At 28.9% G+C, this 14,397-nt stretch carries 18 protein-coding genes and 1 tRNA gene; 13 read left to right on the forward strand and 6 right to left on the reverse strand.

What is annotated here, in order from left to right:
• Positions 1-34 precede the first annotated feature (34 nt).
• Genes ACTTBK_RS05130 through ACTTBK_RS05140 form a run of 3 tightly spaced genes read left to right on the forward strand, consistent with a single transcriptional unit; the run spans position 35 to position 2,442 of the window.
• Positions 35-472: a MarR family winged helix-turn-helix transcriptional regulator gene (locus ACTTBK_RS05130; protein ID WP_428080895.1), complete on the forward strand. Its 438-nt coding sequence runs from the start codon at positions 35-37 to the stop codon at positions 470-472.
• A complete protein-coding gene (locus ACTTBK_RS05135) occupies positions 465-1,142 on the forward strand; it encodes a response regulator (RefSeq protein ID WP_440618916.1) in 678 nt (225 codons plus the stop codon). Before ACTTBK_RS05130 ends, ACTTBK_RS05135 begins: the two co-directional genes overlap by 8 nt.
• On the forward strand, positions 1,123-2,442 hold the full coding sequence (locus ACTTBK_RS05140) for an ATP-binding protein (RefSeq protein WP_440618918.1): 1,320 nt from the start codon (positions 1,123-1,125) through the stop codon (positions 2,440-2,442). The genes ACTTBK_RS05135 and ACTTBK_RS05140 overlap by 20 nt, the downstream gene beginning before the upstream one ends.
• On the opposite strand, the gene ACTTBK_RS05145 is transcribed toward ACTTBK_RS05140, so the two are convergent.
• On the reverse strand, positions 2,420-2,671 hold the full coding sequence (locus ACTTBK_RS05145; protein ID WP_075506383.1) for a hypothetical protein: 252 nt from the start codon (positions 2,669-2,671) through the stop codon (positions 2,420-2,422). The two genes, ACTTBK_RS05140 and ACTTBK_RS05145, sit on opposite strands and share 23 nt — an antisense overlap.
• Positions 2,672-2,703: 32 nt before the next feature.
• Here ACTTBK_RS05145 and lgt point away from each other — a divergent pair, with 32 nt between their 5' ends.
• The 7 genes from lgt to ychF are packed head-to-tail and all read left to right on the forward strand — an operon-like array spanning position 2,704 to position 8,618.
• Positions 2,704-3,483, forward strand: a complete 780-nt coding sequence (gene lgt / locus ACTTBK_RS05150) for a prolipoprotein diacylglyceryl transferase (RefSeq protein ID WP_440618919.1) — start codon at positions 2,704-2,706, stop codon at positions 3,481-3,483.
• Positions 3,467-4,516 (forward strand): SAM-dependent methyltransferase, encoded by a 1,050-nt coding sequence (locus ACTTBK_RS05155; RefSeq protein ID WP_440618920.1) that lies wholly within the window; start codon positions 3,467-3,469, stop codon positions 4,514-4,516. The genes lgt and ACTTBK_RS05155 overlap by 17 nt, the downstream gene beginning before the upstream one ends.
• On the forward strand, positions 4,503-5,267 hold the full coding sequence (gene pgeF, locus ACTTBK_RS05160) for a peptidoglycan editing factor PgeF (protein ID WP_440618922.1): 765 nt from the start codon (positions 4,503-4,505) through the stop codon (positions 5,265-5,267). Before ACTTBK_RS05155 ends, pgeF begins: the two co-directional genes overlap by 14 nt.
• Before the next feature lie 9 nt (positions 5,268-5,276).
• A complete protein-coding gene (locus ACTTBK_RS05165) occupies positions 5,277-6,209 on the forward strand; it encodes a ribose-phosphate pyrophosphokinase (protein WP_440618924.1) in 933 nt (310 codons plus the stop codon).
• 45 nt (positions 6,210-6,254) lie between these two features.
• Positions 6,255-6,944 carry a 50S ribosomal protein L25/general stress protein Ctc gene (locus ACTTBK_RS05170; RefSeq protein WP_440618925.1) on the forward strand — a complete coding sequence of 230 codons (690 nt, stop codon included), beginning with the start codon at positions 6,255-6,257 and terminating at the stop codon, positions 6,942-6,944.
• Between the two features lie 40 nt (positions 6,945-6,984).
• Complete coding sequence (pth, locus tag ACTTBK_RS05175) at positions 6,985-7,545, forward strand: aminoacyl-tRNA hydrolase (protein WP_440618927.1); 561 nt, start codon at positions 6,985-6,987, stop codon at positions 7,543-7,545.
• A complete protein-coding gene (gene ychF / locus ACTTBK_RS05180) occupies positions 7,545-8,618 on the forward strand; it encodes a redox-regulated ATPase YchF (protein WP_440618929.1) in 1,074 nt (357 codons plus the stop codon). The genes pth and ychF overlap by 1 nt, the downstream gene beginning before the upstream one ends.
• Here the strand turns inward: ychF and ACTTBK_RS05185 are convergent.
• From ACTTBK_RS05185 to petA, 3 genes are read right to left on the reverse strand one after another with little or no spacing between them, the layout of a single operon-like run.
• Positions 8,595-9,347: a cytochrome c1 gene (locus tag ACTTBK_RS05185; RefSeq protein ID WP_440619480.1), complete on the reverse strand. Its 753-nt coding sequence runs from the start codon at positions 9,345-9,347 to the stop codon at positions 8,595-8,597. The genes ychF and ACTTBK_RS05185 overlap by 24 nt on opposite strands.
• Positions 9,348-9,375: 28 nt before the next feature.
• The gene (locus ACTTBK_RS05190) at positions 9,376-10,638 is read right to left on the reverse strand and encodes a cytochrome b (protein ID WP_440618930.1); all 1,263 of its coding nucleotides are present in this window, start codon (positions 10,636-10,638) and stop codon (positions 9,376-9,378) included.
• A 10-nt stretch (positions 10,639-10,648) separates the two neighbouring features.
• A complete protein-coding gene (gene petA / locus ACTTBK_RS05195) occupies positions 10,649-11,161 on the reverse strand; it encodes a ubiquinol-cytochrome c reductase iron-sulfur subunit (protein WP_075506393.1) in 513 nt (170 codons plus the stop codon).
• Between the two features lie 91 nt (positions 11,162-11,252).
• Here petA and ACTTBK_RS05200 point away from each other — a divergent pair, with 91 nt between their 5' ends.
• From ACTTBK_RS05200 to greA, 3 genes are read left to right on the forward strand one after another with little or no spacing between them, the layout of a single operon-like run.
• A complete protein-coding gene (locus ACTTBK_RS05200) occupies positions 11,253-11,711 on the forward strand; it encodes a tRNA (cytidine(34)-2'-O)-methyltransferase (protein WP_440618932.1) in 459 nt (152 codons plus the stop codon).
• Position 11,712: 1 nt separating this feature from the next.
• Positions 11,713-12,540, forward strand: coding sequence for an oxygen-dependent coproporphyrinogen oxidase (gene hemF, locus ACTTBK_RS05205; protein ID WP_262589766.1), 828 nt, complete (start codon positions 11,713-11,715; stop codon positions 12,538-12,540).
• A 4-nt stretch (positions 12,541-12,544) separates the two neighbouring features.
• Positions 12,545-13,021, forward strand: coding sequence for a transcription elongation factor GreA (greA, locus tag ACTTBK_RS05210; protein ID WP_440618933.1), 477 nt, complete (start codon positions 12,545-12,547; stop codon positions 13,019-13,021).
• Here the strand turns inward: greA and ACTTBK_RS05215 are convergent.
• Positions 13,018-14,292 carry a CCA tRNA nucleotidyltransferase gene (locus ACTTBK_RS05215; RefSeq protein WP_440618934.1) on the reverse strand — a complete coding sequence of 425 codons (1,275 nt, stop codon included), beginning with the start codon at positions 14,290-14,292 and terminating at the stop codon, positions 13,018-13,020. The genes greA and ACTTBK_RS05215 overlap by 4 nt on opposite strands.
• Positions 14,293-14,297: 5 nt before the next feature.
• A tRNA-Gln gene (locus ACTTBK_RS05220) sits at positions 14,298-14,371 on the reverse strand.
• Positions 14,372-14,397 lie beyond the last annotated feature (26 nt).

The following is a 14,397-nucleotide window of genomic DNA, read 5'->3' on the forward strand; positions in this document are numbered from 1 at the left end:
TGTATCTTTGATATGTCAATATAACTTACCCATTATGAAAGAACTTTTATATCTTAAAGACGATCAACTTAAGGGTTTAATTGAAAAATTATTTGTTAGTTACAGAGAGACATTTTCTGACTCTAAAAAAATTTTAGATAAATATTCAATTGGTGTGGCACACCATAAGGTTATTCACCTAATCTCATCTTACGAAGGTATCTCTATCTCAGATCTTCTTAAAAAATTAAAAGTAACTAAGCAGAGCCTTAACAGAGTTTTAAAAGATTTAATAAAGTTAGACATCGTCATATTTAAGAAAAATGATCAGGATACAAGGGTTAAACATGTGTTTTTAAACGAAAAAGGAAAGAAAATATTTGAAGAAATTTTTAATTTACAAAAAAAAAGAATTTATTCAGCTCTTTTAAATTCAACTTCAGAAGAGGTTGTTAATTTTGACAATGTATTAAATAAAATAATTAATGGATAATTTTTTAGCACATATTTTAGTAGTTGATGACGACGATGGTATTAGATCATTGGTCAAAAAATTTTTAAACGAAAATAATTATTTAGTAACTACAGCTGAAAGTGCTGAAGATGCCTCTAATAAAATAAAAATAATAAAGTTTGATCTAATTGTGCTCGATATAATGATGCCTGGAAAGAATGGATTGGAATTTGTAGAAGAAAATAAAAAAAATTTAGATACTCCAATTATACTTCTTACAGCAAAAGGAGAAGCCAAAGAAAGAATAGAAGGTCTTGCAATTGGTGCAGATGATTATTTGCCCAAACCATTTGAACCTAAAGAATTAATTCTAAGAATAAAAAACATTTTAGATAAGACAAAAAAAACTGAACAAAAAAGAATAATTGAATTTGAAAATATCAAAATAGACTTAAATAAACTTTTAATTATTAGAGATCAAAAAGAATTTAAAATTAATAATACTGAAAAGACAATTTTAGAAAAAATGATTAATAGTCCTGGAAAAACATTTTCAAGAGAAGATATAGGAAAATTGATTAATTTGGATAAAGAAAGGTCCATTGATGTTATTATTACTAGATTGAGAAAAAAAATTGAAATAGACCAAAAAAGTCCTAAGTTTTTGCAAACAATTAGAGGTGCAGGATATGTTCTCTGGATTGAGTAATTTCTTTAAAAAAGTTTTACCAAAAAGATTATTTTATAGAGCACTCTTAATTGTTGCGGTCCCTGTAATTACTATCCAATTAATAATCACCATTGTTTTCTTTGATAGTTTGTGGATTAAAACTAATAAAGGTATGACCAGAACTCTGGTTAATGAGATTAGTGCTTTTGTAGAAGCTTATCAAAATGAGGAGAACGATAAACAAGAAGTGACAAACCTATTTTCATTATTTCTAGATTTAAATATTGAATTAGTAGTTGATGAAAAATTAAGTGATCAAAATAAAGAAAGATGGTTTAGTCCAATTGATCGAACTCTAAGAAGAGAATTAAAATCTAAATTTTCTCCTGATATCTTCTGGTTTAATACTACAAACTATAAAGAACTAGTTGATTTAAGAATAAAATATGAAAATGGATATTTTAAATTTTTAGTTCCAAAAGATCGAGTTACTAGCACCTCTGCAAGAATATTTGCACTTTGGATTACAGTTCCTGCAATTATAATGGTTATTATTTCACTAATATTTTTAAAAAACCAAACTAGACCGATTACAAATTTAGCTCGTGCAGCTGAAAGTTTCGGAAAAGGAGAAGACATAGAGGAATTTAAACCCTCAGGTGCACTTGAGATACGTCAAGCAGGTCATGAGTTTGACAAAATGAGAAAGAGAATTGAAAGACATCTTAATCAGAGAACTGAAATGTTGTCGGGTATTAGTCATGATTTAAGAACTCCTTTAACAAGAATGAAGCTACAATTAGCTTTTCTTAAAGATAAAGATGCAGTTGATAAGTTAACAGATGATATTAACGAAATGGAAAAAATGCTTAATGAATATCTGCAATTTACAAGCTCGTCATATGTTGAAAAAGACGAAATGTTTAATCTTTCAGAACTAATAGAGGAAATTATAAAAAAATATAATAATAAAAACATTTCTCATAATTTAATTCCTAGAATTTACATTAATGGCAGAAAGAACCTTATCAATAGATCTTTAAATAACTTGATTGATAACGGATTAAAATATGCAAACAAAGTTGAAATAAGCCTAACCAAAAAAAATACAAACCTATTTATAATTATCGATGATGACGGTCCAGGGATACCTAAAAAAGAACATGAAAACGTATTTAAACCTTTTTATAAGATGGACAAAGGGAGAAATGATTCAAAATCTAGTGTTGGTCTAGGACTTTCAATTGCTTCTGATATTATCAAATCCCATGGTGGTAACATTATGCTGGAAAAATCAAAATTTAATGGGCTAAGAGTTAAGATCTTTTTGCCGGTCTAGTTTTCTTCTTTTTTTTTGTTTCTAATTTTGAAATTTTATTTTCTAAATTTTCTACTCTCTTTGAAAGAATCTCAAATTCATCCTTGCTTGTAAGTTTCATTTTAAAAACAAATTCATCTCTCTTTGACTTAAATATATTTAAGATTTCAGATGATAAATCTTTTGAAGTTATTAATCCCTGCTCTAGTAGTTTTGCAAATTTATCAATTATAAATTTAGAATTTTTCATATTTGAGATATACAATATAGATATAATTTAAAATGTTCATCAATAATTTTGACCCAGTAGCAATAGAAATATTTTCTTTAGAAATTAGATGGTATTCTCTAGCTTATATAGCTGGTATTTTATTTGGATGGTTAATAGCAAAAAAACTGTTCTTAAAGAATTCTGAAATAAATAAAAACTTTGATGATTATATAACGTACTTAATCATCGGAATTATTTTAGGTGGAAGAATTGGTTATGTATTATTTTATAATTTTGAATTCTATATCAATAATCTATTAGATATTTTAAAAGTATGGGAAGGCGGCATGTCTTTTCACGGAGGAGTAATTGGTATTATTGTAGCAACTATATTGTTTGCAAAAAAAAATAATCAAAATGCGTTTCTATATTTAGATGTCGTCGCTCTAGTTGCGCCTATTGGAATATTTTTTGGAAGAATTGCAAATTTTATAAATTCTGAACTTTATGGAACTATAACTAATTTACCTTGGGCAGTTACTTTCATACAAATAGATAATCAACCACGACATCCTTCACAAATTTATGAGGCATTATTAGAAGGTTTAATTTTATTTTTAATTTTAGTTTATTTTAGAATTAGAGGAAATTTTGAAAAAGCTGGATTGATTTCTGGATTATTTTTAATTTTCTATTCAATCTTTAGATTTATTGTTGAATTTTTTAGAGTTCCAGATGATCAATTGGGATACCTAATATTCAATTTAACTATGGGTCAGTTAATAAGTTTTATGTTTTTGATAATTGGATTAATTATTTTCTTTTTGAAAAAAAATGAACAAGTCGACTAATTTACCTCTAGATCAATTTATCAATCACGCTCTTTACGATAAAGAAAATGGTTATTATATGAAAAAAAATCCTTTTGGAAAGGAAGGTGATTTTATTACGTCTCCCAACATCACAAGACTATTTTCAGAAATAATTGCGATTTGGGTAATAACTTTTTGGAAAAGCATCGGTTCACCTAAAAAATTTAACTTAATTGAACTTGGCGCTGGTAATGGAGAAATGATGAAAGTTGTGTCTGAAACATTAAAGAATTTTCCAGATTGTTTTAACTCCTGTAATTTAATGATTCATGAAAAAAGTTCATTTTTAATTGATGAACAAGAAAAAAATTTAAATTCTGAAAAAATAATCTGGGTAAATGAAGTTGAAATCGACAACACATTTCCTTGCATTTATCTTGCAAACGAATTTTTTGATGCACTTCCAATAAAGCAATTTTTTAAAAAGGAGAATAATTGGTTTGAAAGGTATGTTAATTTAAAAACTTACAAAAAGGCTGAGTTCAATGATAAAGAAGTTGATATTAAAACAATAGAGCAAGAACTTAAATTTGAAATATCTAAGGACCAAGATATTATTGAATACTCTCCCGAAGCGTTTAAATATCTAGAGAGAATTTGTAAAATTATTGAGAACAGAAATGGTGGACTTTTAATAATTGATTATGGATATTTAGATCTGAAAATAAAAAATACTATTCAAGCAATAAAAGATCATAAATTCTCAAACATATTAGAAGATATTGGTGATTCTGATATCACATACAATTTAAATTTTAATTTATATGCTAATTATATTAATCAATTTGAAAAACTAGATCATCTAATTACTAATCAAAAAAAATTCTTAACAAGAATGGGAATTTTGCAGAGAGCAGAGATTGTAAGTAATAATTTAGCCTTCTCACAAAAAACAGATCTATTTTATAGAATTAGACGTTTAATTGATGAGAAACAAATGGGAGAGTTATTTAAGGTAATGTTGATTAAAATTAAAAACAATAAATTTAAAACAGGTTTTGAAATTGATTAAATCTAAAAAGCTTTCAAAAAATAAAGCTATCAAACATGGTTTTTTTAATAGCATCGGTGGTGTATCAAAAAATATTTATAAAAGTTTAAATTGTGGTCCAGGTTCAAATGACAATAGTGCAAGTGTAAAAAAAAATTTAAATATTGTCAGGAAAAAAATTTCTAAGAACTCAAAAAATATTTTTTTACTTAATCAAATTCATAGTAATAAATTCGTGTTTATTGATCAAAAGTATAAATCAAAAATAAAACCTAAGGCTGATGCAATTATTACTGACCAAGTAAATTTACCTATTGCGGTTTTGACTGCAGATTGTGTACCAATACTTATTTTTGACAATCAGAAAAAAATGATAGCTGCAATTCATTCAGGATGGAAAGGTGCCTTTAAGGGAATTATATCAAAAGTGATTAAATTTATGGTTAAGAGAGGGTCTAAAACAAAAAATATTACAGCAGTTATAGGTCCATCAATATCAGTTAAAAATTATGAAGTTCAAAAAGATTTTTATAAAAAATTTATAAGAAAAGACAAAACTAATCATAAATTTTTTAAAATGGGTAAAGAAAAGTTATATTTTAACTTATCTAGTTATGTTAAATCATTAATTCTTCAGTCTGGTGTGAAAAAAATAGAAAAAATTGACGTTGATACATTCGATGCTAAAAATAAATTTTTTAGTGCTAGAAGATCAAAAAGTTTAAATCATGCTGATTATGGTAGAAATATTTCAATAATTATGCTTAATTAGGTTTTTTTCATGAAATTATTATCAGGAAATAGTAATAAACCTCTTAGTAAGAATATCGCTAAATATTTAAAATCTAAATTAGTCAATTCAAGTATTAGAAATTTTTCTGATGGTGAAATTTATGTTGAGATTAATGAAAACATAAGAGGAAATAGTATTTTTATTATTCAATCTGTTTCTTCACCAGCTAATGATAATTTAATGGAACTTTTATTATGCATAGATGCTTTAAAAAGATCATCTGCCAAAAATATAACTGCTGTAATTCCATATTTTGGTTATGCAAGACAAGATAGAAAAGTTGTCCCAAGAACTTCAATTTCAGCAAAACTAGTATCTAACCTGATTACAAAAGCAGGAGCAGATCGTGTTGTAACAGTAGATTTGCACGCAGGACAAATTCAAGGATTTTTTGATATTCCAGTAGATAACTTGTTTGCTACTCCTATTTTTGCAAGACACGTTAAGAAAAAAATTAAAAGTAAAAATATGATTTGTGTTGCTCCAGATGTGGGTGGTACTGAGCGAGCAAGATCTCTTGGAAAACTTTTAAATGTTGGTCTAGCTATAGTAGATAAAAGAAGACCTAAGCCAGGACAATCTCAGGTTATGAATGTGATTGGGGATGTAAAAGGTAAGACATGTATAATTGTAGACGATATCATTGACTCTGGTGGAACAATTGTAAATGCAGCTAAAGCTCTAAAAGATAGAGGTGCAAAAGAAGTTTACGTTTATATTACTCACGGTGTACTTAGTGGCGAAGCGGTCAAAAAAATTAAAAATTCTGTTATCAAAAATTTAGTAATTACAGACACAATTGATAATAGTGACAAAATAAAAGGTGCAAAAAACATTGAAGTTTTATCTATTTCAGGGCTAATGGGTGAAGCAATTAAAAGAATATCAAATTCTACTTCTGTATCTGATTTATTTAAATAATTACCTTGTGTTATTAAGGATCTTGAGCTAAAAACCCTTGTTTTTATGAATACTTTAGAAGCTAACATCAGAGATACTAAAACAAAAGGCGAGCTTAACTCACTAAGAGATAATGGAGAAGTTCCGGCTATAATTTACGGCGGTGAAGCTCAAAACGAAAAAGTTTCTATATCTAAGAAACTGCTAAAGTCGATGTTAGAAGACTCAAATTTTTTATCTACAATTCTTACATTAAATGTTAACGGTCAACCACAAAATGTACTTCCAAGAGAAGTAAAATATCACATCTTGTCAGACGAACCTATACATGTTGATTTTTTAAGAGTTGTGCCTGGTCTAAAAATTAGAATTGAGGTTCCAGTTAAATTTATTAATCATGAAAAATCACCTGGATTAAAAAAAGGTGGAGTATTAAATATTGTAAGAAGAAAAGTTGAATTAAAATGTCCAAGTGAAAAAATACCTGACAATCTTTTAATTGATTTAGATGGTATTGATATTGGAGTAAGTTTTAAAATTTCGTCAATTAATCTAGATCCTGAAGTTGTACCAACTATTCAAGGTAGGGATTTCGTTATTGCAACACTTGCGGCTCCAACTGTAATGAAAGAGCCAGAAAAACCAGCTGAAGCTGAAGCTGCAGAGGGTGAAGCGGGTGCCGAGGCTGCTGCACCAGCAGAAGGCGATAAACCAGCTGCTGAAGGCGAAGAGAAGCCTGCTGAAGAAAAAAAATAAATTATTTAGACTGAAGTTTGTTTTCCATTAAAAAATTTTTATGCTTTTATTTGTAGGACTAGGTAACCCAACGCCCGATAGTGAAAATAATAGACATAATGTAGGTTTTAAAATTATAGACTCGATAAATAAAAAATTTGGTCTATCAAAACAAAAACCAAAATTTAAAGGTTTGCTTACAACAGGAAATGTTGGAGACAAAAAAATATATGCAATTAAACCTTTAACTTTCATGAATAATTCAGGAATTTGTATAAGAGAATTAATAGAATATTTTAAAATTGATGCCGAGGATGTCATAGTTTTTCATGATGATTTAGATGTAGAGTTTGGGAAAATTAAAGCTAAGTTTGGTGGATCTAGTGCAGGTCATAATGGTATAGCTTCAATAGATAAATTTATTGGTAAAGATTATTCTAGAGTAAGAATTGGTATTGGAAAACCAAAAGATAACATGGAAGTAAGTGATTTTGTACTTCAAAATTTTGATGAAGATGAAATGGTTGGATTAGAAAAAATTACAAATAATATTACTGAGTCAATTTCAATATTAATTGAAAAAAAATTAGATCTATTTTCAAGTACAGTTAATAATAAATAATGAGTTTTAAATGTGGAATTGTTGGTTTGCCAAATGTTGGTAAGTCTACGCTTTTTAATGCACTAACAAATTCTAGTAAAGCACAAGCAGCTAATTTTCCATTTTGTACAATTGATCCAAATGTTGGTGTAGTTCCCGTACCAGATGAAAGATTGTCCAAATTATCAAAAGTCTCTAACTCTAAAAAGGTAATTAATACTACAATTTCATTCGTTGATATTGCTGGTCTTGTAAAAGGAGCTTCAAAAGGAGAAGGATTAGGAAACAAATTTCTTTCTCATATCAGAGAAGTTGATGCTGTAATTCATATGATTAGATGTTTTGATTCAGATGATATCCAAAATGTTAATCCTGACGTAAACCCAGTGAGAGATTTGGAAATTATTGAAACTGAAATGATGCTTGCAGATCTTGAAAGTATTCAAAAAAGATTGGAAAAAAATAACAAGAAAAATGTAGATGAGGAACAACTTAAAATTTTAGAAATTGCTCTTGATTGCATAAATAATGACAAAGATATTTCGGTTCTAAAAACACAATTTGATACCAAGCAATTAAATCAAAGCGGTTTATTATCAATTAAACCAAAAATATATGTTTGTAATGTTGATGAACAAAGTGTTCAGAATGGTAATAAATATACAAAAGATTTCATAGAAAAATTTGGTAATGAAAATACACTAATTGTATCCGCTGATATTGAAAATCAAATTAATGAGCTACCTGCTGAAGAGAAAAAAAATTATATGGAAATGATAGGTTTAAAAGAAACTGGATTAAATATGTTAATTCAAAAAGGTTACAATATACTAGAGCTGGACACTTATTTTACATCTGGTCCTGAGGAAACAAGAGCATGGACAATTAAAAAAAATTGTACAGCTCCTAAGGCAGCAGGTGAAATACATACTGATTTTGAAAAAGGGTTTATTCGAGCTGAAACTATTTCTTATGAAGATTTTATAGCAAATGATGGATGGGTAAATTCTAAAGCAAATGGGAAAATGAGATTAGAAGGAAAAGATTATATTGTTAAAGATGGAGATGTATTAAACTTCAGATTCAACACGTGACCAAATTTTCTTCATACTAAAGTAAACTAAAATAGTTAAAATAATCAAATATACTATAGCTTTAAATCCCATTTGGTGTCTTGCTTCTAAGTGAGGCTCCGCAGCCCACATTAAAAATGTTGTTACATCTTTTGACATCTGTTCAACTGATGCGTTAGTACCATCCCCGTACTCTACAATTCCATCTGATAATGGCGCTGCCATTCTGATCTTATTGCCATACATATATTTGTTGTAATAAACTCCATCATCCAAAGTTACTCCACTTGGTGGATCTTGATAACCTTGAAGTAAAGAATAAATATAATCAACTCCACCACCTCTAGCTTTAACTAAAACAGACATATCTGGTGGATAAGCTCCTCCGTTAGCTGCTTGTGCGGCTTTTACATTGTCGTATGGCATTACAAATTTATCCGAAAGTTTTCCAGGTCTAGTAAACATTTCGCCATCAGCATTTGGTCCATCTGTAACTTCAAAAGAAGCAGCGATTGCTTTTGCAGCTGCCTCTGAAAACTCTGGTCCACCCTCTTCTGATAAATTTCTATAGCTTAAATATTTCATTGAATGGCAAGAAGCACAAACTTCCGTATAAACTTGATATCCTCTTTGAAGAGCTGCTCTATCAAATTTTCCAAAAAGACCTTTAAAACTCCAATCTGTTTTAAGATAATCTACTTTTTCTACAGCAAATGTTTGGGCACTATTTAGAGAAAAAAATGAAAGTATTAAAATTAGTTTAAATAACTTTTTCACTTTATTTTATTTTACTTTCTCTGTGTTTTGCAGCTTCTAAGTTTGGTGATCCACCTAAAATAGGCTCTGTTATACTTAGTGGAACAGGTAATGTTCTCTCTTTAAATCCAAGCACAGGGAGAATAACCAAGAAATGTAAAAAATAATAGGCAGTGGCTACTCTTGCAATTAATAAATAAAGACCTTCTGCAGGCATTGCTCCCATGTAACCAAGAATTAAAACGTCTGCTACTAAAATCCAGTAAAACTGTTTATACAAAGGTCTAAATACTGCTGATCTAATTTTTGAAGTATCTAACCAAGGTAAAGCTGCAAGTATTAAAATAGCAGATAGCATTGCAATTACTCCAAGTAGTTTATCCGGTACCGATCTTAGTATTGCGTAAAAAGGTAACAAATACCATTCTGGAACTATATGAGCTGGAGTTACCATGGGATTTGCCTCTATGTAATTATCTGCGTGACCCAAAATATTAGGCGTATAAAAAACAAAAAATGCAAAAACAATCATAAACATTAATAATGCAAAACCATCTTTAATAACAATGTATGGATGGAATGGGACAGTATCCTTAGATGGTTTTTTGATATCAATACCAACCGGATTATTATTTCCAGGTACATGCAGAGCCCATATATGTAAAATTACAAGTCCTGCTATTAAGAATGGGATTAAATAATGTAGAGTAAAAAATCTTGTTAAAGTTGGATTATCAACTGAGTATCCACCCCATAACCATGTTACAATTCCCTCGCCTACTAACGGGATTGCACTAAATAAATTTGTAATAACAGTTGCTCCCCAGAAACTCATTTGTCCCCAAGGTAAGACGTAGCCCATGAATGCAGCTGCCATCATTAACAAGTAAATTACTATACCAATAATCCAAATTATTTCTCTTGGTGCTTTGTAAGAACCATAAAATAATGATCTAAAGATATGAATATACACAGCAAGAAAAAACATCGATGCACCATTTGCATGTATGTATCTAATTAACCATCCGTAGTTAACATCTCTCATTATATGCTCAACACTTTCGAATGCCATGTCAGCATGAGCAATGTAATGCATTGCCAAAGTTAATCCTGTTATAATTTGTGTGATTAAGCAAAAAGTTAAAATTCCTCCAAATGTCCACCAGTAATTTAAATTTTTTGGAGTAGGATAATCTGTTAAATGATTTGCAAGAGTTAGTAACGGTAATCTATCATTAAACCATTGACCAACTTTTGATTTAGGTTGATAATCGTGATCACTCATAACAACTGTACTATCCTATTTTAATTGTGTTTGCGTTTACGAATTCATATTTTGGAACTTCCATATTCCAAGGAGCTGGTCCTTTTCTAATTCTTCCAGACGTATCATAGTGAGAACCGTGACAAGGACAAAACCATCCATTATAATCACCTTTGTCATTCAAAGGCACACATCCTAAATGAGTACAAACTCCAAGCATGACTAACCATTCAGGATTTTTTGCTCTATCCTCATCTTTTTCTGGATGAATTAATTCTTCCATTTTAACAGATCTTGCTTCGTCGATCTCTTCTTGTGTTCTTCTTCTGATGAAAACTGGTTTTCCTCTCCATAGAACTGTAATTGTGTTTCCAGGTTTGACTGAACTTACATCTACCTCAGTACTTGCTAATGCTTTAACTGAAGCATCTGGGTTCATTTGATCTACCATGGGCCACACTACTGCTGCAGCTCCAACTGCACCTACAGCTGTGGTCGCAGTAAATAAAAAATCTCTTCTTTTTTTTGGCTTTTTATCTGACATTTTAAATAGTTTTTTGTTAAAAAATTAATTTAATATACGATTTCTTATAAGATAACAGTAATTTTTCTACTGAAAGAATGACACATTACGGATGAAACCTAGACCTAAAATTTCACTATACGAGCCAGATATTCCACAGAATACAGCTGCAATTATACGAACGTGTGCCTGTTTAGGGGCGGAATTAGAAATTATTGAGCCTTGTGGATTTTTATTATCTGACAAAAGGTTTAAAAGAGTTGTCATGGACTACATGGACTATAGTAAAATTAAATTCTACCAAAGTGCAGAACATTTTTTTGAAGAAAAAAAGAATCAAAGAATTGTTTTAATGACAACAAAGGGTTCTATAAATTATACTAAATTTAATTTTAAAGTTGATGATACAATATTATTTGGAAGAGAGAGCGCTGGTGTTCCAGAGAAGGTTCATAAGCTGATTGGTGATCGTCTAAAAATTCCAATGAATGAAAATGCGAGATCTCTAAATATAGCATCCTCAGTTGCAATAGTTTTGGCTGAAAGCTTAAGGCAAAATAATTTAATGTAATATGGACAATTCAATTAAAAAAGACCTAGCTAGCAATTGGTTCAAATTATTACAAAATGCAATTTGTAATGACATACTTGAATTAGAAAATAACAAAATAAAATTTGTATCAACTTCTTGGAAAAGAAACTCTAAAAAAGATGAAGGAGGTGGTGAATATAGAATTTTAAAAAATGGAAAAATTTTTGAAAAAGTAGGAGTAAATTTCTCAAAGGTATATGGAAAATTTCCTAAAAAATTTCAAAAAAATATACCAGGAGCTGAGAAAGATCCTAGATTTTGGGCTTCAGGAATTTCAATAGTTATGCATATGCAAAATCCACACATTCCAGCCATGCATTTTAATACAAGATATATCAGCACTCAAAAAAATTGGTTTGGTGGGGGAATGGATGTAACTCCAGCTATAAAAGATGATAATGAAAAAAATAAATTTCATAAAACTTTAAAGTTAATGTGTGATCAACATAATAAAAATTATTATAAAAAATATAAAAAATGGTGTGATGAATATTTTTATTTACCCCACAGAAAAGAAGCTAGAGGAATTGGGGGAATTTTTTTTGATTATAAAGATGATAATTTCGAAAAAGATTTTAAATTTGTAAGAGATGTTGGTATTACTTTTCAAATGATCTTTAATGAAATTATTAGAAAAAAAATTAAGAAAAAATGGTCTTTAAAAGAAAAAGAGAAGCAGTATATTAAAAGAGGTCGTTACACAGAATTTAATTTACTGTATGACAGAGGAACTAAATTTGGATTACAAACTGGTGGTAATGTAGAAGGAATTTTAATGTCGTTACCTCCTTTAGCTAAGTGGAAATAAAAAAATGGAAAAAGAACCTATTACCTTAAATGGTTTAAAAAAATTAGAGGAAGAACTAATTTTTTTAAAAGAAAAGAAAAGACCTGGGATCGTTGCCGCAATTGCTGAAGCAAGATCGCATGGAGATCTAAAAGAAAATGCCGAATATCATGCTGCAAAGGAAGAACAATCTCATAATGAAGGTAGGATTACTGAAATAAACGACATAATAGCCAGAGCTAACGTAATTGATGTAACTAAATTAAATAATGAGGGTAAAGTAATTTTTGGATCAACTGTATATCTAGAAGACTTAGATAGTGGAGAAAAAATAAATTATAAAATTGTTGGAAAAGATGAAGCTGACTTAAAACAAAAATTAATTTTCTTTCAGTCCCCAATTGGAAAAGGATTAATAGGTAAAAATAAAAGTGATCTTGTAGAAATAAGTACCCCTTCTGGGATAAAGAATTTTGAAATTAAAGACGTTAAATATATTTAACTTTTTGCAATTTTTTCAACCTGTTTATCTGAAATTTGAAATCCATTTTGAACCCAGGTTTCTTCTATAAGTTTTAACTTATTACCTAAAATTTTACCCTCAGGAATTTTATACTTAGACATTAAAATATTTGCTCCAATTTTTAATTCAGGCAATGTTTTATTTTCGTAAATTTTAAGTAGTTTTAATAATTTATTCTCCACCTTACTTGAATAGAACAATTTAAAATTAATTATATCAATTACAGTTTGTCTACCATTATAGTAAAATATTTTATTAAAGTTTTTTTCTGTAAAACTTTTAATACTCACCTTTTCTTTGAAAAAATAATGAATTAATTTAAGCCTCTTTTGATCTTTTTTTGAGATTTTAAATTTATAAATAAAATAGTCAGTATTGTCTGTTTCATCGATAATCAGCAAAGCAATTACAAAAATAAAGTCAAAGTTGCTAATAACTTTGGAACTAAATGAATTCAGTTTCTTAAAATGATTAATATTTTTAAATTGTGGAAATACTATTTCTAATATTTCTAAACTTTGTTGATCTTCAAATAATTTGAGAAAATTTTTTGATTTAACTGTCTTTTTAAATTCATCTAATAATCTTTCAGCAGATAAGTTCGAAATACCTTTGATATTTTTTTTAAATATTTTAATTACCTCTGTTTTATGATTTTCAGTTGAGTAATTAATATGAAAACGGAAATATCTTAATATTCTTAAATAATCCTCTTGAATTCTTTTTTCTGGATCTCCAATAAATTTTAAAACACCTTTATTTAAATCTAGCTTACCATTTTGTGGATCAAATAAATTTCCTGAACTATCAGAGTAAATAGCATTAATTGTAAAATCTCTTCTTTTTGAATCTTCTTTCCAATCAGAAGTAAATTCAACTTTTGCATGTCTTCCGTCTGTAGCAACGTCTTTTCTAAGTGAAGTAATTTCATAGTTTTTTTCATTTATTACTGCAGTTATCGTGCCGTGTTCTTTACCTGACTCAAAAAATTTAATTTGATGTTTATTTAGTGCATCACAAACTTCATCTGGTTTAATGTTAGTTGCTAAATCAATGTCATCTACTTCTTCTCGATTTATAATTTTTCTAATACATCCCCCAACAAATCTTAATTCACTATTTTCAGAATAATTGTTAATTGCTTCAAAAATTTTTTTTGCAGGAGTGTTCTGGGATATGTTTTTTATATTTTTACTTATATAATTAAGATTTTTGGACCTAAAAAAAATTTTATCTAAAAATTTATCCATATATATGGCTGGGGCGCTAGGATTCGAACCTAGGATGCAGGTACCAAAAACCCGTGCCTTACCGCTTGGCTACGCCCCAATATTATAGATCCTATAACACAAAAA

This window comes from Candidatus Pelagibacter sp. HIMB1493 (assembly GCF_052047995.1).
Lineage (GTDB): Bacteria > Pseudomonadota > Alphaproteobacteria > Pelagibacterales > Pelagibacteraceae > Pelagibacter.

Excerpts from the sequence above, each read along its gene's own strand:
- ACTTBK_RS05130 (WP_428080895.1), top strand. The coding sequence starts at position 35 with ATGAAAGAACTTTTATATCTTAAAGACGATCAACTTAAGGGTTTAATT.
- ACTTBK_RS05135 (WP_440618916.1), top strand. The coding sequence starts at position 465 with ATGGATAATTTTTTAGCACATATTTTAGTAGTTGATGACGACGATGGT.
- ACTTBK_RS05140 (WP_440618918.1), top strand. The coding sequence starts at position 1,123 with ATGTTCTCTGGATTGAGTAATTTCTTTAAAAAAGTTTTACCAAAAAGA.
- ACTTBK_RS05145 (WP_075506383.1), bottom strand. The coding sequence starts at position 2,671 with ATGAAAAATTCTAAATTTATAATTGATAAATTTGCAAAACTACTAGAG.
- lgt (WP_440618919.1), top strand. The coding sequence starts at position 2,704 with ATGTTCATCAATAATTTTGACCCAGTAGCAATAGAAATATTTTCTTTA.
- ACTTBK_RS05155 (WP_440618920.1), top strand. The coding sequence starts at position 3,467 with ATGAACAAGTCGACTAATTTACCTCTAGATCAATTTATCAATCACGCT.
- ACTTBK_RS05165 (WP_440618924.1), top strand. The coding sequence starts at position 5,277 with ATGAAATTATTATCAGGAAATAGTAATAAACCTCTTAGTAAGAATATC.
- ACTTBK_RS05170 (WP_440618925.1), top strand. The coding sequence starts at position 6,255 with ATGAATACTTTAGAAGCTAACATCAGAGATACTAAAACAAAAGGCGAG.
- pth (WP_440618927.1), top strand. The coding sequence starts at position 6,985 with ATGCTTTTATTTGTAGGACTAGGTAACCCAACGCCCGATAGTGAAAAT.
- ychF (WP_440618929.1), top strand. The coding sequence starts at position 7,545 with ATGAGTTTTAAATGTGGAATTGTTGGTTTGCCAAATGTTGGTAAGTCT.
- ACTTBK_RS05190 (WP_440618930.1), bottom strand. The coding sequence starts at position 10,638 with ATGAGTGATCACGATTATCAACCTAAATCAAAAGTTGGTCAATGGTTT.
- petA (WP_075506393.1), bottom strand. The coding sequence starts at position 11,161 with ATGTCAGATAAAAAGCCAAAAAAAAGAAGAGATTTTTTATTTACTGCG.
- ACTTBK_RS05200 (WP_440618932.1), top strand. The coding sequence starts at position 11,253 with ATGAAACCTAGACCTAAAATTTCACTATACGAGCCAGATATTCCACAG.
- hemF (WP_262589766.1), top strand. The coding sequence starts at position 11,713 with ATGGACAATTCAATTAAAAAAGACCTAGCTAGCAATTGGTTCAAATTA.
- greA (WP_440618933.1), top strand. The coding sequence starts at position 12,545 with ATGGAAAAAGAACCTATTACCTTAAATGGTTTAAAAAAATTAGAGGAA.
- ACTTBK_RS05215 (WP_440618934.1), bottom strand. The coding sequence starts at position 14,292 with ATGGATAAATTTTTAGATAAAATTTTTTTTAGGTCCAAAAATCTTAAT.